Source organism: Thalassococcus profundi, assembly GCF_003344785.1.
GTDB lineage: Bacteria > Pseudomonadota > Alphaproteobacteria > Rhodobacterales > Rhodobacteraceae > Puniceibacterium > Puniceibacterium profundi.
Genome location: NZ_QPMK01000003.1, coordinates 100,773 through 119,604, shown reverse-complemented (window position 1 = coordinate 119,604; position 18,832 = coordinate 100,773). Strand labels below are relative to the sequence as shown.

The 18,832-nt window shown below is 66.6% G+C and carries 14 protein-coding genes; 5 read left to right on the top strand and 9 right to left on the bottom strand.

Features of this window, described 5'->3' with window-relative positions; translation table 11 throughout:
• Positions 1-29 precede the first annotated feature (29 nt).
• The 8 genes from DU478_RS04860 to DU478_RS04825 all read right to left on the bottom strand — a co-directional run bounded on the left by DU478_RS04860 (position 30) and on the right by DU478_RS04825 (position 9,895).
• Positions 30-896 carry an outer membrane protein assembly factor BamD gene (locus tag DU478_RS04860; RefSeq protein WP_114509825.1) on the bottom strand — a complete coding sequence of 289 codons (867 nt, stop codon included), beginning with the start codon at positions 894-896 and terminating at the stop codon, positions 30-32.
• Between the two features lie 125 nt (positions 897-1,021).
• On the bottom strand, positions 1,022-1,945 hold the full coding sequence (gene lpxC, locus DU478_RS04855) for a UDP-3-O-acyl-N-acetylglucosamine deacetylase (RefSeq protein ID WP_114509824.1): 924 nt from the start codon (positions 1,943-1,945) through the stop codon (positions 1,022-1,024).
• Positions 1,946-2,280: 335 nt separating this feature from the next.
• Positions 2,281-3,624: a terminase large subunit domain-containing protein gene (locus DU478_RS04850; RefSeq protein ID WP_199488295.1), complete on the bottom strand. Its 1,344-nt coding sequence runs from the start codon at positions 3,622-3,624 to the stop codon at positions 2,281-2,283.
• On the bottom strand, positions 3,572-3,901 hold the full coding sequence (locus DU478_RS04845; protein WP_114509823.1) for a hypothetical protein: 330 nt from the start codon (positions 3,899-3,901) through the stop codon (positions 3,572-3,574). Before DU478_RS04845 ends, DU478_RS04850 begins: the two co-directional genes overlap by 53 nt.
• A 220-nt stretch (positions 3,902-4,121) precedes the next feature.
• Positions 4,122-5,285, bottom strand: a complete 1,164-nt coding sequence (locus DU478_RS04840) for a M20 aminoacylase family protein (protein WP_114509822.1) — start codon at positions 5,283-5,285, stop codon at positions 4,122-4,124.
• Between the two features lie 174 nt (positions 5,286-5,459).
• Complete coding sequence (locus DU478_RS04835; RefSeq protein ID WP_114509821.1) at positions 5,460-6,803, bottom strand: NAD(P)/FAD-dependent oxidoreductase; 1,344 nt, start codon at positions 6,801-6,803, stop codon at positions 5,460-5,462.
• Positions 6,800-7,957 carry an acetylornithine deacetylase gene (argE, locus tag DU478_RS04830; protein ID WP_114509820.1) on the bottom strand — a complete coding sequence of 386 codons (1,158 nt, stop codon included), beginning with the start codon at positions 7,955-7,957 and terminating at the stop codon, positions 6,800-6,802. Before argE ends, DU478_RS04835 begins: the two co-directional genes overlap by 4 nt.
• A gap of 117 nt (positions 7,958-8,074) precedes the next feature.
• Positions 8,075-9,895 (bottom strand): ABC transporter ATP-binding protein, encoded by a 1,821-nt coding sequence (locus DU478_RS04825; RefSeq protein WP_114509819.1) that lies wholly within the window; start codon positions 9,893-9,895, stop codon positions 8,075-8,077.
• Positions 9,896-10,152: 257 nt separating this feature from the next.
• Here DU478_RS04825 and DU478_RS04820 point away from each other — a divergent pair, with 257 nt between their 5' ends.
• The 5 genes from DU478_RS04820 (at position 10,153) to DU478_RS04800 (ending at position 17,365) form a co-directional block, all read left to right on the top strand.
• Entirely contained in the window at positions 10,153-11,859 is a 1,707-nt protein-coding gene (locus DU478_RS04820) for a peptide ABC transporter substrate-binding protein (protein ID WP_114509818.1), read from the top strand.
• Between the two features lie 173 nt (positions 11,860-12,032).
• A complete protein-coding gene (locus DU478_RS04815; RefSeq protein ID WP_114509817.1) occupies positions 12,033-13,040 on the top strand; it encodes an ABC transporter permease in 1,008 nt (335 codons plus the stop codon).
• Positions 13,033-13,998, top strand: a complete 966-nt coding sequence (locus DU478_RS04810) for an ABC transporter permease (RefSeq protein WP_199488287.1) — start codon at positions 13,033-13,035, stop codon at positions 13,996-13,998. The genes DU478_RS04815 and DU478_RS04810 overlap by 8 nt, the downstream gene beginning before the upstream one ends.
• Before the next feature lie 366 nt (positions 13,999-14,364).
• Positions 14,365-16,080 (top strand): amidohydrolase family protein, encoded by a 1,716-nt coding sequence (locus tag DU478_RS04805; RefSeq protein ID WP_158545738.1) that lies wholly within the window; start codon positions 14,365-14,367, stop codon positions 16,078-16,080.
• A 202-nt stretch (positions 16,081-16,282) separates the two neighbouring features.
• Positions 16,283-17,365, top strand: coding sequence for a YeeE/YedE family protein (locus DU478_RS04800; RefSeq protein WP_114509814.1), 1,083 nt, complete (start codon positions 16,283-16,285; stop codon positions 17,363-17,365).
• Here the strand turns inward: DU478_RS04800 and DU478_RS04795 are convergent.
• A complete protein-coding gene (locus DU478_RS04795; protein ID WP_114509813.1) occupies positions 17,280-18,581 on the bottom strand; it encodes a DUF3422 family protein in 1,302 nt (433 codons plus the stop codon). The genes DU478_RS04800 and DU478_RS04795 overlap by 86 nt on opposite strands.
• Between the last annotated feature and the right edge of the window lie 251 nt (positions 18,582-18,832).

Genomic DNA, 18,832 nt, shown 5'->3' with positions numbered 1-18,832 from the left:
CCCTTCACGCCAGGCCGGCGTCGCACTCCTCAGAGCCACTCCCCGCGGACCATCTGGCGGTAGATCTGCGCCAGCCAGTTGTCGCCCGCGGCCTCGAGCGTCAGCCCCCGCCCGGTCAGCAGCGCATAGCTGTCCTCGTACCACTCCGTGGACTGGTAGTTGAAGCCCAGGATCGCCCCTGCGGTCTGGGCCTCGTCTGTCAGGCCCAGCGACAGGTACGATTCCACCAGCCGGTGCAACGCCTCGGGCGTATGCGTCGTGGTCTGGAAATCCTCCACGACGACGCGGAAGCGGTTGATCGCCGCGCCGAAATGTTCGCGCTTGAGGTAGTAGCGCCCGATCTCCATCTCCTTGCCGGCAAGGTGATCGAAGGCAAGGTCGAACTTCAGCACCGAGGACCGCGCATATTCGCTCTCGGGATAGCGTTCGATCACGGTGCGCAGGCTTTGCAGCGCCTGGAAGGTCAGGCCCTGGTCGCGGCCCACTTCCTCGATCTGGTCGTAATAGCTGAGCGCCAGGAGGTACTGCGCATAGGCCGCATCGTCCTCGAGCGGATAGAAGTCGATGTAGCGCTGTGCCGCGGCGCGGCTGTTCTCGTAATCGCGGTCCTGATGATAGGCATAGGCCTGCATGATCAGCGCGCGCTTGGCCCATTCCGAATAGGGGTACAGCCGCTCGATCTCTCCGAAATAGAAGGCGGCATCCTCGGGGTCGCGGCTTTCCAGCTCGAATTCGCCACGTTCAAAGATCTGCTCTGCCGTGAACCGTTCGAGGTTCTGCTCGTCCCTGTCGTCCCGCGAAAGTATCCCCGATAGCCCGTTTCCGCCGCACCCCGCAAGAAGCGTGGCCACCAGTAACGCCCCGATCACACCGCTTCGCGACCCGCCGCCTGACATGCTTGCTACCCTCAATCTTCCGGTTGCGAGGCCATGGGCCGCGCCGTTGCGAACGGTCCTAGCACAGAAAATTCGGGTGCAAAACGCCTTTGCGGCGTTTTGTGGATCGCAGATGCGCGAGGGTGTCAGGCGACCGCCGGAATCTCGTCGCGCACCACCCCGGCCCCGGGCAAACGCGCGGCGGTGTGGCCATCGACTTCGATCATGCGGAAAGCCTCCGGCATGCTGAAAATCTCGCGCAGCAGCATGTTGGTCATCGAGTGCCCAGCCTTGTGCCCGGTGTAATGCCCGAGGATCGGCACCCCCGCCAGCGACAGGTCGCCCAGCGCATCCAGCATCTTGTGGCGCACGGCCTCGTCGGCATGGCGCAGGCCGCCGGGGCTCAGCACCCGGTCGCCATCGACCACCACGGCGTTTTCCATGTTGCCGCCCAGCGCGAGCCCGTTGGCGCGCATCGTGTCCACGTCCGCCTGCCGGCAGAAGGTCCGGCTGTCGCACAACTCGCGCACGAATGTGCCGTTGGCGAGGTTCAGGGTCTTGTCCTGCACGCCGATGGCCGCATCGTCGAAATCGATGTGGAAATCCATGCTCAGACCGCCCTGCCCCGGGCTCAGCCGCGCCCAGCCGTGGGCGGTGTGCACTTCGACCGGGGTCAGCACTTCCATCACCCGCAGCGGCATCGGCAGAACCCGCGCGCCACGCGACAGGATGCCACGCACGAAGGGGGCACTCGATCCGTCGAGGATCGGCACTTCGGGCCCGTCGATCTCGATGAGCGCATTGTGCACGCCGCAACCGGCCAGAGCCGCCATGACGTGTTCGACGGTCGATATTTCGACACCGGCGCGGTTCTTGATACGGGTGCAGAGCGGCGACAGCTCCACCGCGTCCCAGCGCGCCGGAACCATGTTGTCGCCCAGCAGGATGTCGACACGCTTGAACCACACCCCGTGATTGGCCGAGGCGGGACGGATGGTCAGCCGGGCGGGTTTGCCCGAATGCAGGCCGATGCCCTCGAAGCTGATCGCTGTACGTATGGTTGTCTGCACGTGACTACCCCCAAATGTCGAACGGATGACCTCCGTTGCGCTTTGGGAGAGGAAATAATGGACGCCCCCTGTGCTCTCAAATCAAGTATTGCAACGGTCTGAAACATCCGCCGCCGCAAACCGGCGCCGTCCCGCGCATGTCCAGACTTCGCTGCATAACACTCTGTTAACGGTGAATTAAATGACGATTTTCGACAGGCCGGCGGGTCCCGTCACATCACCAGGAAAATCGCGGCGACCCGAGTTTTGCGCCATGTTTGTCACGAATTGACTGCCGCAAACCACCTTCGGACCGCCGCCCTGCGGCACATGAAGAGGTCCCAAGCCGGGCCGGCTCACAACGCTCTGACCTGCGGACGCCGCCATTTTGCGGCGGGGCTGATCATCAGGTCGGTCAGCGCCCAGACCAGCGCATCGACCCGGTCGGGACTGCCACGTCCCTCGTATCCGGTCCGGCTCATCTGGCACATCTGGTCCTCGAGCGCGTCGAGCCCCGGGCGATGCGCGACCCGCCCCTGCTCGTAGAGCGCCGCCACGGGTTCGGCGCGGGCCACCTTGCCGCGCGCCGCATGCACCTTGGTGACCGGCACGAAGGCGTCGATCTGGCGCAGCACCGCCTCGACCATGTCGCCGCCCTGGTTGACCTCGGCCACCAGCCGGTCGGCGCCCCAATGCTCCATCGCCGTGACCGCGCGCTGCGCCCAGGCGAGCGGCCCCACACCCTGCACGCTGGCGTCTTCCAGCACCACGGCGCGCCAGTCCTGTGGCGGGCCGTCCAGCTGCGCGCCCACGACCACGATACCGCATTCGTCCGACCCGGCGCGGCCCGTGACCGGCGGGTCGACCGCCACCACGATCCGGTCGAACGCGGGCAGGTCGTCGCAGCGCCGGGCTTCGAGCTGCGCGCGGGTCCAGAGCGCGCCCTCGATGTCGTCGAGCAGCGTGCCGTCGAGTTCCTGCCGTCCCAGCCGGGTGCCGGCGTAGCGCGCCCTGACCTCGTCGAGGAAGGACTGCGCGAGGTTGGCCCGGTTGGCCTCCGTCCCGGCATGGGTGGTGACCGTGCTCGGGCTGGCCAGCAATTCCTTGAGCACGCCGACGTTGCGCGGCGTGGTGGTGACACAGACCCGCGGCTGGTCGCCCAGGCGCAGGGCGAATTGCAGCATGTCCCAGGTCTCCTTGCCTTTCTTCCACTTGGCCAGCTCGTCGACCCAGGCGCCGTCGAACTGCGGGCCGCGCAAAGCCTCGGGCTCGTGGGCCGAGAATGCCATGGCCTCGGCGCCGTTGGGCCAGACCAGCGTGCGGCGGGTGGCGCTCCAGGTCGGGCGGCGGTCCGGGGGCGAGCAGGCCAGAAGGCCGCTGTCGCCGAAGATCATCACCTCGCGCACCTGGTCCAGGGTTTCGCCGATCAGCGCGAAGCGGCGGCAGCGGCCCGGATCGAGCGGGCGCGCCCCCTCGACCCGGGCGCGCACCCATTCGGCACCGGCGCGGGTCTTGCCCGCGCCGCGCCCGCCCAGGATCACCCAGGACCGCCAGTCGCCCGCGGGGGGCAGCTGGTGCTCCATTGCCCAGAAGTCGAAGAGATAGGGCAGCGCCAGCAACTCTCCGTCCGTCAGGCTCTCGATGAATTCATCCTGAACGGCAACAGGTTCGGAGGCGAGCCAGACGGCACCCGATCTCAGTTCGGGCGTGGTCGAGGTCGATGCCGTATCCTTCTGAAATGCCGTCTCTCTGGCGTTTTGCGGTGTCAAGTTCAGCCTCCGTTTCGCGGGCCGCCTTGAGCCAGTAGCGGACTTCGCCCAGCAGTTTCCCGGCCGCTGCGGGATCTCCCAGATCCTTTTCGGCGACCCGTTCGTTGAGGGCGTTCAACTGGCTTTTGAGCGTGCGCAGGATCAACGCGATATGAACGCGCTCCTCCTCCAGCCCGCCAAGACGGTCTTTCGGTGTGATTAAGCTCATGGTCTGCTCGATGCCTTTTCCCGGGGACCTCCGTCCGATCGGGGACCCGTGACCGACTGCGGTCGTCCGGGCCTTCCGGCAGGCACAACCCTTACGTGTGCAATCCGGAAAAGTCAAGCAAGATGCGCTCCGCGCGGCGCATTAAAGCACTGTTAATAAATGATTTTCTCAGTGAAAGGGCGGCACACCGGTGGTCCGGCGCGCCGCCCTTGTGGCCGTGTCAGGCCGCCGGCAGCCGCCGCTCGACGATCTCCGCCCACCAGGAACAGCCCGCCGGGATCGCCTCGTCCGAGAAGTTGTATTCCGGGTGATGCACCGACGCGGTGTCGCCGTTGCCCACGAGGATATAGGCGCCGGGCCGTTCCTCGAGCATGAAGGCAAAGTCTTCGCCGCCCATGACCAGCGGCGCCTCGTCGCACGCGCCCGACACCGACCTCGCCACCTCGGCGGCGAATTCGGTCTGTTCGTCGTGGTTGGCCATGACCGGGTAGTTGCGGAGGTAGTCGACCGTGGCCTTGGCCCCGAAGGCCTCGGCAACGCCGGTGCAGATCGCGGTGATCCGCTCTTCGGCGAGGTCGCGGTTGTCGTTCGAGAGCGTCCGCACCGTGCCCTTCATGTGGACCCGCTGCGGGATCACGTTGAAGGCCTTCGACGAGGTTTCGAACGAGGTCACGGACACGACAATCTGGCTCACCGGGTCGGCATTGCGGCTGGCGATGGTCTGCAGCGCGGTGACGATATGCGCGGCGACCACGGTGCTGTCCACCGTTTCCTGCGGCTTGGCCGCGTGCCCGCCACGGCCTTCGATGGTGATGTCGAAAAGGTCGGTCGCGGCAAAGAACGGCCCCGGGCGGATGGCGAAGCTGCCGGTCGGACGACCCGGCCAGTTGTGCATGCCGTAGACCTCCTGGATGCCCCAGCGGTCCATCATCCCGTCGGCGCACATCTCGCGCCCGCCGCCGCCGCCCTCTTCGGCGGGCTGGAAGATCACCACCACGGTGCCGTCGAAGTTGCGCGTCTCGGTCAGGTACTGCGCCGCGCCCAGCAGCATGGCGGTGTGCCCGTCATGGCCGCAGGCATGCATGGCGCCATCGGTCTTTGAGGCATAGTCGAGCCCGGTCTGTTCGTGGATCGGCAGCGCATCCATGTCGGCGCGCAGGCCGATGACCTTGCCGGAGCTGTCGCTCTTGCCCTTGATCACGCCCACCACTCCGGTGCGTCCGATGCCCTCGACCACCTCGTCGCAGCCGAAGACGCGCAGCTTCTCGGCGACGACCCCGGCGGTGCGGTGGGTGTCGAAGAGGATCTCGGGGTGTTCGTGAAAGTCCCGCCGCCAGGCGGTGATTTCGGGAAGCAATTCGGCAAAGCGGTTCTTGACCGGCATGGGTCTGTCTCCTGTGTGGATGATTGCCTGCAATCTGGCAGCGCGCGGTGCGGGCTGCAAGGGCAGGTGCGAGGGGCGCTGCTGCGCGTGCCGCGTCGTCGAAGCGAGGGGCGCTGCCCCTCGCGCTCCCCGGAGATTTAATGGCAAGATGAAGGGGGATCGGTCAGCGAGCGCTCAGAGGTTGGGTCCGGGGCGCATCGGGCTACCGTCGGAAAAGCGCGCCAGGCGGAAGCGGGCGAGGTCGTGGCCCGGGTCTTCGCCGGTGGCCAGGCGCGCGGCGATGCGGCCGAAGGCGGGGCCGATGCCGAAGCCGTGGCCGCACATGCCGGTCACCACGGTGAGGCCCGGCAGCTGCGCCGCGCGGTCCACTGCCGGGACCACGTCCGGCAGCGCGTCGATCATTCCGGCCCAGGCGGTGCGCGGGCTGACGGCGCCGAGCTCGGGAAATGTCTCGGCGAACGCACGGGCGGTCTCCGCGACCTTTTTGATGTTGGGTTCGGGATCGAGGATGCGCATCCGCTCGAACGGGCTTTTCGCATCGGCCTCCCAGCGGCGCGGCGTGCCCCAGGCGTCGGGGTAGCCCTTTGGCGCGCGGGTCTTGAGCCGCACGTCGAAGCCGCCCGTGCGCAGCAGGGGCAGGTATTTCGGCAGCGCGCGGATCGCGTCCGGGCCGATGAAAAGCTCGCTCAATGTCGAGGGCGCCAGCGTGTAGCCGCCGTCCGCGCGCGGCCGCCAGGCAACGCGGTCGTCCACCGCGGCGGTACCGCTCACTTGTGGCAGCGGCCCGGTCTCGAACGCGGTGGAGCGCACCGACAGCTGCGGCAGCGCGATCCCGTGACGGCGCAGGAAGAGCGCCGACCAGGCCCCGGCCGCCAGCACCACATCTCCGCAGGCGATGCGGCCCTGTTCGGTCATCACGCCGGTGATCCGGCCCGCCTCGATGTCGAGCGCGCGCACGGCGCAGCGTTCGACGATCTGCGCGCCTTCGGCCTTTGCAAGCCGTGCAAGCTCGGGCACCGCCTGCCACGGCTCGCCGCGCAGGTCCGGCGGCGTGACGAGCGCGCCGGCCCAGCGCCCCCTGGCCCCCGGCAGGTGCGTCGCCAGATCGGTACGGTCCAGCAGGTAGGAGGACAGGCCGAAGGGCGCGGCCTCGTTCAGCCAGCCGGCATAGGCCTGCATGTCGGCATCGGTCCGCGCGAGGTAGGTGACGCCCACGCGCTTGACCCCGAGCCGCCCGCCGCAGTCGGCATTGAGGTCCTGCCAGAGCCTCTGTGCCTCCAGCGCCACGGGGATCTCGGCCATGTCGCGGCCCTGCACGCGAATCCAGCCCCAGTTGCGGCTGGACTGTTCCGCCGCCACCCGGCCCTTTTCCAACAGCACGACGGGCACCCCGGCCCGCGCGAGGTAGAGCGCCGTGGTCACCCCGATCACGCCACCGCCGATCACCACGACCTGTGTCTCCGCCGGCAGGCGTCCGGCGTGTTCCGGCTGCTCCGGCAGCGTGAAGGGAAAGCTCATGCCAGGTCGTCCAGCAGCTTTTCCATGAAGGCGTGGCCGGCTTCGAACTGCGCCACGGTGATGAACTCGTCGGGCTGGTGCGCCACGGCGATGTCGCCGGGGCCGCAGACCACCGCCGAATAGCCCGCCGCCTGGAAATGGCTGGCCTCGGTGCCGTAGCTCACGTGCTTGGTGCCGTTGTCGCCGGTGAGGCGGCGCACCAGCGTTTCGGCAGCGCCCCCCTCTTCGGGCTCGAAGATCGGCAGGGCGAAGGTGTCGGTGACCTCGATCCAGGCCTCGGGACGGACGGCCTTCATCTCGGCCTCGACCTCGGCGACCTTGGCGAGGAAGCGTGCCTTCCAGTCCTGCGGGTCCTCGCCGGGCACGACGCGGAACCCGAGGCCGAAGGCGCAATCCTTGGCGGTGATGTTGTGCGCGGTGCCGCCCGAGATCATGCCCACGTGCACGTTGGTGAAGGGCGGGTTGAAGAGCCGCGCCAGCGGTCCCGGTTCTGCGGCCATGTTCTCGGCGTTCACGGTGTTTGCCCAGTCGATCAGCTTGGCCCCGTACATGATGGCGCTGACGCCCTCGTGCAGGATCGAGGAATGTACTTCGAAGCCGTGCAGATGCACCCAGAAGCTGACCCCGCCCTTGTGGGCCGTGACCGCCTTCATGCCCGTGGGTTCGCCGACGATCACCGCCTCGGCGCGGGGCAGATGCGCCATCGCCTCGATCAGCGGCGGCGCGCCGACGCAGCCGACCTCCTCGTCGTAGCTGAGCGCGATCTGCAGGGGGCGCGTGACGCCGCGATGCTGCGCCTCGACCAAGGCCCAGATCGCCAGCGCGTCGAAGCCTTTCATGTCGGTGGTGCCGCGGCCATAGAGCTTGCCGTCGCGTTCGTTCACGGTGAAAGGGTCGGAGGTCCAGGGCTGGCCATCGACCGGCACCACGTCGGTATGGCCCGACAGCACCACGCCGCCCGGCGCCTCGGGCCCGACATGAGCGTAGAGCGCGGCCTTCTCGCCTTCCTCATGGTAGTGTCGGTGACAAACGATGCCGTGGCTGCCGAGGTACTCTTCGACCCAGTCGATCAGCGGCAGGTTGCTGTCGCGGCTGACGGTGGGAAAGGCGACAAGCCGGTCGAGAATGGCGCGCGGGGTCAGGCGGTCGGGCATGTGACGTGTCCTGTCGGGGGAATTGGCGCCCGTTCTAGCGCAGGATCGCCGGAGGTTGAAGCGCCAGGCGTGGCACCCGACCGCCTTCGGCCCCCCACCGCCTCCGGCCGCGCCGTATCAGTAGCCGCTGTCGGAGGTCAGCACGTAATGGCCCGGTGTCACCTCGTCATATTCAGAGGGGCCCGGCTCGTAGCCGACCTCGTGGATTGGCGACGGGATCGGCTTGAAGTTCAGGTCCTTCTCGGACTTGCGCTTGCGCGGATCGGCGATCGGCACCGCTTTCATCAGGGCTTGCGTGTAGGGATGCTGAGGATCCTCGAAGACCGCCGCGCGCGGCCCCAGTTCGACGATCCGGCCCAGGTACATGACGCCGACATGGTGGCTGACCCGTTCGACCACCGCCATGTCGTGGCTGATGAAAAGAAAGGACAGCCCCAGTTCCGCCTGCAGCTCCATCATCAGGTTGACCACCTGCGCCTGCACGCTCACGTCAAGCGCCGACACCGCCTCGTCGGCGATGATGAGCTTGGGGTTCAGCGCCAGCGCCCGGGCGATGGCGACGCGCTGGCGTTGCCCGCCCGACAGCTCGTGCGGGTAGCGGCGCAGGAAGCTGCGCGGCAGTTCCACCCGGTCGAAGAGCATGGCGATGCGGTCCTCCATCTCCTTGCCCTTGAGCGTGCCGAAGTTGCGCATCGGCTCGGCCACCTGATCGCTCAGGTTCATCTGCGGATTGAGGCTGGCGAAAGGGTCCTGAAAGATCATCTGCATGTCGAGCCGCGCGGTGCGCAGATCGCGCGGGTTCAACGCCACGATGTCCTTGCCGCCCAGCTCGATGCTGCCCGACATCGGCTCCACCAGCCGCAGGATCGACCGGCCCGCGGTAGACTTGCCACAACCCGACTCGCCCACGAGGCTCAGCGTCTGGCCCTTGTTGATGTCGAAAGACAGGTCCTCGACCGCGTGGACATTGGCGATCGTGCGGCGGAAAAAGCCGCCCTTGACCGGAAACCGGGTGGTGAGGTTGCGCACCTTCAAGAGCACCTCGTCGGTGCCGGGGATGGGTTTCGGCGTGACCGCGTCCTTGCCCAGCAGCTTCATCGGCTCGGGCAGCGGCTTGCCGCGCATCTCGCCCAGTTTCGGCACCGCGGCCAGCAGCGCGCGGGTGTAGGGATGCTGCGGGTTCTCGAAGATCTCCTCGGCGGTGCCCTCTTCGACCTTGTTGCCGCGGAACATGACGACGACCCGGTCGGCCATCTGCGCGACCACCGCCATGTCGTGGGTGATGAACATCACCGCCGTGCCGGTTTCGCGCTTGAGCCGGTCGATCAGCGCCAGGATTTCCGCCTGAATGGTGACGTCGAGCGCCGTGGTCGGCTCGTCCGCGATCAGCAGCCGCGGCTTGCAGGCCAGCGCCATGGCGATCACCACGCGCTGGCGCATGCCGCCGGACAGTTCGTGCGGATACTGCTTGAGCCGCCGCTCGGGTTCGGGAATGCGCACCTCGCGCAGCAATTCCAGCGCCCGGGCCTCGGCGGCGTCGCGGTCCATCCCGCGGTGCACGCGCAGCCCCTCGGTCAGCTGACGGCCGACGGTGAAGACCGGGTTGAGCGCGGTCATCGGCTCCTGGAAGATCATCCCGATCTCGTTGCCGCGGATGGTGCGCATCAGGTCCTGGTCGACGTCCGCCAGATTGATTTCGCCGCCCTCCTTGCGATCGAAGAGCAAGCGGCCCCCGGCGATATCCCCGCCACCGAATTCAATGAGCCGCATCAGCGACAGGCTGGACACCGATTTGCCGGAGCCGGATTCACCGACGACGCAGACCGTCTCGCCGGGACCGATCTCGAACGACACATCCTCCACGCCGACGACGGTGCCGGCCTTGGTCTCGAACTCCACCCGCAGATTTTCGATCCGCGTGATCGCATGGTCCAGCATGTCGGCCCGCCCTTGTCAGCTTGTTTTGTGAACGCTACCGGCAGCGTTGCGCCGGTGTCAAACCAGTGTGCCGGTTTCCGTCAGGCAATGTCTTGCATTTTCGCCAAAGTCTGTTTCGATACGGGCACCGCGGGGGAAGACCGCACGGAAATCAGGCTGAAAAGACCACAGAACACCGCCCGACCGCATGCCGTCACACCACACCCCCGACCAATCGGAAAACGCATCAACAACATGCGTCCAACATGGAGACCGCTATGAAAATTAAGACCCTTCTGCTCGGGGCCGCCGCCACGATGGCCCTGGCGCCCGCCGCCATGGCCGAGCGCGGATCGGACGGCAACGTCAGCATCATCTACTGGCAGGCGCCGTCGATCATGAACCCGTACCTCTCGGGCGGCACCAAGGACATCGAGGCCGCGTCCATGGTCATCGAACCGCTGGGCCGCTACGACCCGACCGGCGCGCTGGTGCCCTTCCTCGCCGAGGAAATCCCCACCGTCGAGAATGGCGGCGTGAGCGAAGACCTGACGTCGATCACCTGGAAGATCAAGGAAGGCCTGCTCTGGTCCGACGGCACGCCCTTCACCTCTGCCGACGTGGTGTTCACCGCCGAATACTGCATGGACCCCGAAGGCGGCTGCGCGCAGCTTGCCAAGTATTCCGGCGTCGAGACGGTCGAGGCCATCGACGACCTGACCGTCAAGGTCACCTTCTCGCAGCCGACGCCCAACCCCTACGGCCCCTTCATGGGCGGCCAGTCGCCGATCCTGCAGAAGGCGCAGTTCGAGAACTGCAAGGGCGCGGCGGCCTCTTCCTGCACCGAGCAGAACTTCAACCCGATCGGCACCGGTCCCTTCATGGTGACCGAATTCCGCCCCAATGACGTGATCTCGATGGAGGCGAATCCGAACTATCGCGACCCCGAAAAGCCCGCCTTCGCCACGGTCAACTTCAAGGGCGGCGGTGACGCCAATGCCGCCGGTCGCGCGGTGATGGAGACCGGCGAATTCGACTATGCCTGGAACCTGCAGCTGGCGCCCGACGTGCTGGCCAAGATGGAAGAAGGCGGCATGGGCCAGCCGGTCGCGGCCTTCGGCACCCTGGTCGAGCGGATCGAGATGAACATGACCGACCCGTCGCCCGACCTGCCCGAGGGCGAGCGCGCCACCGTCGCGCATCCGCATCCCTTCCTGACCGACCTCAACGTCCGCAAGGCGCTGTCGATGGCCATCGACCGCGAGCTGCTGGTCGAAGTGGGCTACGGCCAGGCCGGCCGCGCCACCTGCAACCTGGTGCCGGCGCCGGCGCTTTATGCGTCGGACAACACCGAATGCCTGACCCAGGACATCGAAGGTGCCAAGGCGCTGCTCGAAGAATCCGGCTGGACCGACACCGATGGTGACGGCGTCCGCGACAAGGACGGCATGAAGCTGAGCCTCGTCTACCAGACCTCGACCAACGCCGTGCGCCAGGACTTCCAGGCGCTGATCAAGGATTGGTGGAGCCAGATCGGCGTCGAAACCGAGCTGCGCAACGTCGATTCCTCGGTCTTCTTCGGCGGGGATCCGGGGTCGCCCGACACCTTCCAGAAGTTCTACGCGGACGTTGAAATGTATGCCAACAACTTCGACGGCACCGACCCGCAGTCGTACCTGTCCATGTACCGCTGCGGCAACGAACCCAAGCCGTCGAGCCAGTGGCAGGGCGAGAACATCAACCGCTTCTGCGATCCGGAATACGACGCCCTGCTGGACGAGCTGGCGCGCACCGGTGAACTGGAAGAGCGCGGGCGGATCGCCAAGCAGCTCAACGACATGCTGACCAAGGACACCTACACCATCGTTCCGCTGGTGGACCGTGGCCGCGTCTCGGCGCATTCCAACACGCTCGGCGGTGTTCAGCTGAACACCTGGGATTCCGAGCTCTGGAACGTCGCGGACTGGTACCGCATCGAACAATAATTAGGCACGATCGACGCGGCGGGACAGGTGCCCGCCGCGTTCGTTCTATGCAGAGCCGCCCGATGCGCGTAATGTCCCACGACATACCGGCGCACGACGCTCCTGACGTCCCACGCAAAAATCCCGGAACGCCCGATGCCCGAGCAGACTGAACTCATGACCCGAGGCGCCGCATGCTGACATTCGCCATTCGCAGATTGGTCCTGTCGGTCCCGACGCTTCTGTTCATCAGTTTCGCCATCTTCATGCTGCTGCAACTGGCCCCCGGCGACCCGATGGCGCAGGTTCCCCTGACCGTCCCGCCCGAGGTCAAGGAACGGATGCGCCAGGCCCTGGGCCTGGGCGAGCCGCCGCTGGTGCAATACGGAAAATGGCTCGTGCAGATGTTCTGGATCGAACCGCAGGTGCTGTGGGACCACTGGTTCGGCACCAACTATTCCGAGGGCAAGTTGCGGGTGATTTCCTGGCAGACCCGGTCGCCGGTCATGGACATCGTGATCCAGCGGATGCCGCAGACGCTTTGGGTCGTCGGCCTGTCCTACATCGTCGGCATCCTGATCGCCCTGCCCATCGGCATTTATTCCGCCTACCGGCAGTATTCGGTCTTCGACCAGGCCGGCACCTTCGTCACCATGATCGGCTTCTCGATCCCGCCGTTCTTCACTGGCCCGCTGCTGATCGTCATCTTCTCGGTGCAACTGGGCTGGTTCCCGTCGATCTACGACACCACGCTGGTCGTCGACAGCTGGGCCGATTTCAAGAGCCAGCTGCAGCAGATGATCATGCCGGTGATGGTGCTGGCCCTGCAGACTACGGCGCAGATCAGCCGCTACATGCGCGCCTCGATGCTGGACAACCTCAACCAGGATTACGTGCGCACCGCCCGCGCCAAGGGCCTGTCCGAGGCAGTGGTGGTCATGGTCCACGTCCTGCGCAACTCGATGATCCCGGTCGTGACTGTGATCGCGCTTGGCGTTCCGGCGATCTTCGGCGGCGCGATCATCACCGAGAACGTGTTCAAGGTGAACGGCATCGGCCAGCTGCTGATCACCGCGCTCTTCGCCAACGACCTGCCGATGGTGATGACGCTGACCTTCATCTTCGCCTTCCTCATCGTGATGTTCAATCTCATCGCCGACATCCTCTATGGCGTGCTTGACCCGAGGATCCGTTATGACTGACCCCGTCCCCATCGCCGCGCTGCAGGACAAGGAGCCCTCCGCCCCGCCCGCCAGCAAGTGGAAGGACGTCTGGGCGCAGTTCTCCAAGCACAAGGGCGCGCTGCTGGGCGGCGGGTTCCTGGTGTTCATCACCCTCGCGGTGCTGGTGGGACCATGGGTCTGGCCGCTGGACCCGCAAGCGCTCGACATCCGCAACAAGGACCTGCGCCCGATCTATACCGCGCTCTGGGACGGCGAGGCGAAGGTGTCCTGGGGCCACCCCTTCGGCACAGACAACCTTGGTCGGGACCAGCTGGCGCAGATGATCTACGGCGGGCGGGCCTCCATGGCCGTGGGCTGGGCGGCGATGGTGCTGTCGCTGCTGATCGGCACCGGCATCGGGGTCATCGCGGGGTTCTTCCGCCGGCTCGACGGACCGCTGATGCGCCTCACCGATCTGTTCCTGAGCCTGCCCATCCTTCCGCTGCTGCTGGTCGCCGTGACGCTCTTCCGTCAGCCGCTGCGCGCCAATTTCGGCCCCGAGGGCGGCATGTTCATCCTGATCGTCACGGTCATCGGCATCACCTCGTGGATGCCCACCGCCCGGATCGTGCGCGGCGACATCCTGGCACTGAAAGAGCGCGAATTCATCCTCGCCGCGCGGTCGATCGGCACCAAGCCCTTCAAGATCATCTCGCGCCACCTGTTGCCCAACGTGCTGTCGCCGATCATGGTCTCGGCCACACTTGGCCTTGCCACCGCGATCATCACCGAGTCGGCACTGTCCTTCCTCGGCGTCGGCTTTCCCTCGGACTTCCCGACCTGGGGCAAGATGCTGGCCGATGCGGTGCCGCGGATGGAGGAGTTTCCCGAACGCGTGATGCTGCCGGGCATCGCCATCTCGCTCACGGTGCTGGGGGTGAACTACCTGGGCGACGGCCTGCGCGACGCGCTCGATCCGCGTATCCGGGGGCGGTAACGGCGCTTTCAGAAAACCGACGCCTGACCTTACTCCCGGCACGGATTCAAGCCGAAGGCGCCGTGCCACCGCCGACCCGCCCCCCAAGGCGGCGCTTCGGCCGAGCTTGGCGCAGAGCTGGTGCAGAGCCCGGATGCGGCTGACATAAAGTGCGCAGCTGAAATGTCGGAGTGCGCCACCCCGCGGATCGGCGCTGGCACTCCGTATCAACCACGCCCTGAAAGTGCACCGGTTCCAATCTCGAAACATCCCGCCGTAACGGTGCGCCCACCACCTCCTTCTACCCAAACGCGACTCCGGTATTCACGCAACGCCCATGCCTGCGCTAGGCTCCCGCGCAATCCATTTGAACCGGAGCCCATTTCAATGACCCTCACCCGCCGCGCATTCCTCGCGTCCGCCGCCGCCACCTCCGGCTGCGCCCCCTACACCTACCGACAGGCCCGTGTCTGCGAACCGCCCCGGCCTGATGGCCCGATCCGCATCGACATGCACTGCCACCTGATGAACGTGCGCGACGTGTCAGAGGCCGACTTCGTCACCCGCCGCTTCTTCAACCTCGAAGAGGACGCTTCTCCCACGCTCGAAGCCATCGCCGCATCGCTCGCGACCTTCCTCGCAGGCTTCCTCAGCGTCGGCGCCTGGGGCATCCGGCAGGAACGCGGCTACCTGCGGGTCGAGATGGAGAAGCCGCTCGACCTCAGCGCCGAAGGCCGCAACCGCCCCGCCCGCCAGTCGAACACCGATTTCTGCTTTTTCGCCGGCCGCACCCAGGCTGGGGCGTTCCGCTCGGATGCGCAGCGCCAGATCACCGGCTTCTTCTCGACGCGCATCCGCAACGCCGCGCGGATGATGACGCTCTACCCGGACATGGACCTGTTCCTGCCCTCGATGGTCGACCTCTACGAAGGCGCCAACATTCTGCCCCTGCCCGAACACATCGCCTTCTATTCGGAGCTGAACCTCGCCACCCGCGGCCGCTTCCTGCCGCTGGTGTCCTTCACGCCCGAACGCGAATACGAGGACCGCACCCTGGGCGGGCGCAGCCCCGACGACCCGGCACGGCCCAGTCAGATGTTCTGGGTCAAGCGCGCCATCGACCAGCTCGGCTTCGTCGGCGTGAAGGTGCATCCATCCTCGGGCTTTTCGCCCATCGACAACCTGCGCTGGGGCTGCCTTAACACCCCGCGCCAGCGCATCCGCGAAACCGACCGGGAGCTTTACGACCAGTTCAGCGCCTACGACCGCTACATGGAAGAGCTGTACGCCTTCTGCAAATCCCGCGACGTGCCGATCCTGACGCATAACTCGACCGGCCTCTCGGCCAACGAGGTCTGCATGCAGGGCGCCTTCCCGCCCGGCCATGGCGACCGGCAGGCGCCGCCGTCGGGCGACTATGGCGACCCGGCCTTGGGAGAATGGACCTACGCACCGCGCGCCGCCTCCAATCCACGTCGGCACCGGCGTTGGAACCGCGCCACGGATCCGCGCGACGAGCAGGATTTCACCAACAATCCCGGCGCCTGGATCGCCGCGATGCGGGCCGCCGACCGGGCCGCCCCCGGCCTGCCGCCGCTCAAGGTCATCCTCGGGCACCTCGCCAACGGCATCGACCGCAATTCGCATGACGGCGGCACGGCAACGCTGCAGCCCTCGCCCTGGCTGCGCACCGCCGTCGCCGCCATGCGCACGCAGCGGCACCTCTACGCCGACCTGTCGGAGGTCAACGAGTTCTTCGAAAGCCGCGCGCTGTTCGAGGGCTATCGCGACGTGCTGGGCCGCCTGATCTCAACCGAACCTGGCTTTGCCCGCAACCTGCTATACGGCAGCGACTGGCACATGCCCGCCACCGCCGATGCCGGCGCGCGCTACCCCGACCGGATCGAGGCGCTGCTGCCCGCGCGGGTCCGCCCGGCGGTGATGGGCGAGACGGCGGCGGATGTCTTCGGCCTGCGCCCCGGGCAACAGACCCGCGCGCGGCTGGCCCGATTCTACGCCGATCCGCCGACTCTCACGGGGGTTCCGCGCCGCACGGACGCGTCCCTGCCGCTCTCCGAAGTGCCCTGGTGGGACCGGATGTGAAAAAAGGATCGCTTTGGCCCGGCAGCGGTGCACGCAAGACGGCTTTCGGGCGGCCAGAGCGTCACCCGGGACGGACGTTTTCCTCAATCGGCCGCAATCGGAACAGTGTTCTGCCTGCGCAAATCCCGTACTAAGGGTAAAGCCTTGCAATGCGCCCGAACACCCTAGATCAGGAACGAAATTCCTGATCCGGGAGAAATCCATGTTCGAGTCTCTGGGCTTTGAAAATTACACGGCACCGCAGGTCGTGGTGTTCTTCGCGCTGGCCCTTGGCCTCGCCTTCGGCTTTCTGGCAGAGCGCACGAAGTTCTGCTTCCGCCGCAGCCTTGTCGGCGAGGACCGCCGCCAGGCCATGGGCGTCTGGCTGACCGCGCTTGCGGTGGCCGTGCTGGGCACCCAGGCCGCCGTGGCCATGGGCTGGATCGGTTTTGCCGATCACCGTTTCATGGTCTCGGATCTGCCGATCCTCGCCATCGCGCTTGGCGGGCTGCTCTTCGGCGCGGGCATGGTCCTGACGCGCGGCTGCGTGTCGCGTCTGACCGTCCTGACGGCGACCGGCAACCTGCGCGCTGTCTTCGTCCTCGCGGTCTTCGCGATAACCGCCCATGCCACGCTCAAGGGTGTGCTGGCGCCGCTGCGCACCGCCGCCGGGTCGGTCACCGTGCCGCTGGGCGAAAACGTCAGCCTCGCCGCCCTGCCCGGGGGCGCGCTGGTCTGGGCTGGCATCATCGCCGCCGCCGCGCTCGCCTATGCGCTGCGCTCGGGCAGCCGCCCCGGCATGCTGATCCTCGCCGCGCTGCTGGGCGCGCTGGTGCCGCTGGCCTGGGTCGGCACGGGTTACGTGCTCTATGACGACTTCGACCCCATCGCCATGGAGTCGCTGTCCTTCACCTCGCCCTTCGCCGATACGCTGTTCTGGACCATCGCCTCGACCTCGATCCCCGCGGGCTTTGGCGTCGGACTCATCGGCGGCACGCTGGCGGGTGCTCTCTTGGCCTCGCTCATTTTCCGCAGCTTCCGCTGGCAGAGCTTTTCGGCCCCTGCCGAGACCGGCCGCTACGCGGCGGGCGCGGTTCTGATGGGTGTGGGCGGCGTGCTGGCGGGCGGGTGCACCGTGGGTGCGGGCCTCTCGGGCGTGCCCACCCTGTCCGTCGCCGCCCTGCTGGCGATCCTCAGCATCGCCGCCGGCGCGCTGGCCACTAACCGAGGTCTGGCCCTTTCGTCTCCATCGCGTGGCGAATTCGCCGGATCGCGGTCCACACAAGCAGCACAACCGGCAGAGTGATCGCCGCGGTCAGGAGGCCCTTGGACACCCCGAGGGCCTCTGCCACAGGGTAGAGCAGATACCCCACCAGCGACACGGCATAGTAGCTGATCGCCACCACCGACAACCCCTCGACGGTCTTCTGTAGGCGCAGCTGCATGTCGGCGCGCTGGTTCATCGATTCCAGAAGCTGCTGGTTCTGGGCCGAGCGTTCCACCTCGACCCGCGTGCGCAGCAGGTCGCCCGCGCGCATGGCGCGGTTCGCCATCGCCTCGAGCCGACGTTCGCTGCTTTTCACCGTCCGCATCGCCGGGTCGTAGCGGCGCATCATGAACTCGGCGAAGGTCTGGCGCCCGTGCCAGCGTTCCTCGCGCAGCACCTGGATGCGCTGCGCCACGATGGCCTCGTAGGCGCCCGTCGCGCCCAGCCGGAACGCGCTTTGCGCCGACAGGGCCTCGAGCTCTGCCGACACCGACAGGAGCGCCTTCAGCGTCTCTTCAGCGGGTGCGGTGCCATGGGTCATCGCCTCCATCAGCCGCGACAGCTCGGTGTCGATCTCGCTCATCCGAGGCGAGATTTCCTTGACCCGGGTGAAACCCAGCATCGACATGGTCTTGTAAGTCTCGATCTCGCACAGCCGCTGCACGATCCGCCCGATCCGGCGCTCGCCCACATGCACCTTGGGAAAGACGGCAAAGCGCTGGTGCCCGGCCGGGTCGATGCGGAAATCGCCGGCCATGATCGCCTCGTCGTCGATCACCGAACTGACGGCCACGCTTTCCGGCACGAACCAGTCCTCGATTTGATCCTCGACCTCGTCATCCTCGCGTCGGACCGAAATGCGGATCAGCGCCGAGGTGATGCGCACCCCCGGTGCCTCGGCCAGCCAGTCGGCGGGGAAAACCTCGAAATCGGCGGGGTTGAAGATGCGCTCTCCCACGCCGTTCATGAACACGGTGTATGTCACGAATTCCGTGTGCTGTTCCCATTTGAGCGTGTGCTGCCCGATCTGGCCCGAAAAATGCGTGGCACCGGGCTGCGGATGCGCGGCGCCGTAGCGGTCCAGCAGGTCGGTCAGATGCTTGAGATCCAGCGACTTGTCCCGCGACGCCGCCTGGTGCGGTTTCTTGACCGCCAGATACACCGCCCGGCACGGCGCCTTGAGCGACGGAAAGGGCCGCGCGTGCAACTCGTTTGCAAGCCGGTAGCGCAGGGGATGATCTTCGATCGGTGGCATGGCGTCAGTCCCGCATCTTTCCTCGGCAGTTAGGACATGCATCCGCCCCATGTAAAGGAAATCCGCCGCGATTTCAGATTGTTAGCGGTACACCTTTGCATGCAGCCCGATTTTCCGGCGCGCGCGGGAAACGGGCCTGTGCCAAAATACAATCGTAGTCTACTCGGGATTTCGGATTTTTGCACAGCGGCAACGGCGCTTTGGGCGCTCTTGGGCGACAGAGCGCACTCCCTCTGTCTGCCACCGTTTGT

Coding starts and splice junctions, on each gene's coding strand:
- DU478_RS04825 (WP_114509819.1), bottom strand. CDS start 9,895: ATGCTGGACCATGCGATCACGCGGATCGAAAATCTGCGGGTGGAGTTC.
- DU478_RS04845 (WP_114509823.1), bottom strand. CDS start 3,901: ATGAGCTTAATCACACCGAAAGACCGTCTTGGCGGGCTGGAGGAGGAG.
- argE (WP_114509820.1), bottom strand. CDS start 7,957: ATGCCCGACCGCCTGACCCCGCGCGCCATTCTCGACCGGCTTGTCGCC.
- DU478_RS04840 (WP_114509822.1), bottom strand. CDS start 5,285: ATGCCGGTCAAGAACCGCTTTGCCGAATTGCTTCCCGAAATCACCGCC.
- DU478_RS04800 (WP_114509814.1), top strand. CDS start 16,283: ATGTTCGAGTCTCTGGGCTTTGAAAATTACACGGCACCGCAGGTCGTG.
- DU478_RS04835 (WP_114509821.1), bottom strand. CDS start 6,803: ATGAGCTTTCCCTTCACGCTGCCGGAGCAGCCGGAACACGCCGGACGC.
- DU478_RS04820 (WP_114509818.1), top strand. CDS start 10,153: ATGAAAATTAAGACCCTTCTGCTCGGGGCCGCCGCCACGATGGCCCTG.
- DU478_RS04805 (WP_158545738.1), top strand. CDS start 14,365: ATGACCCTCACCCGCCGCGCATTCCTCGCGTCCGCCGCCGCCACCTCC.
- DU478_RS04815 (WP_114509817.1), top strand. CDS start 12,033: ATGCTGACATTCGCCATTCGCAGATTGGTCCTGTCGGTCCCGACGCTT.
- DU478_RS04810 (WP_199488287.1), top strand. CDS start 13,033: ATGACTGACCCCGTCCCCATCGCCGCGCTGCAGGACAAGGAGCCCTCC.
- DU478_RS04860 (WP_114509825.1), bottom strand. CDS start 896: ATGTCAGGCGGCGGGTCGCGAAGCGGTGTGATCGGGGCGTTACTGGTG.
- DU478_RS04795 (WP_114509813.1), bottom strand. CDS start 18,581: ATGCCACCGATCGAAGATCATCCCCTGCGCTACCGGCTTGCAAACGAG.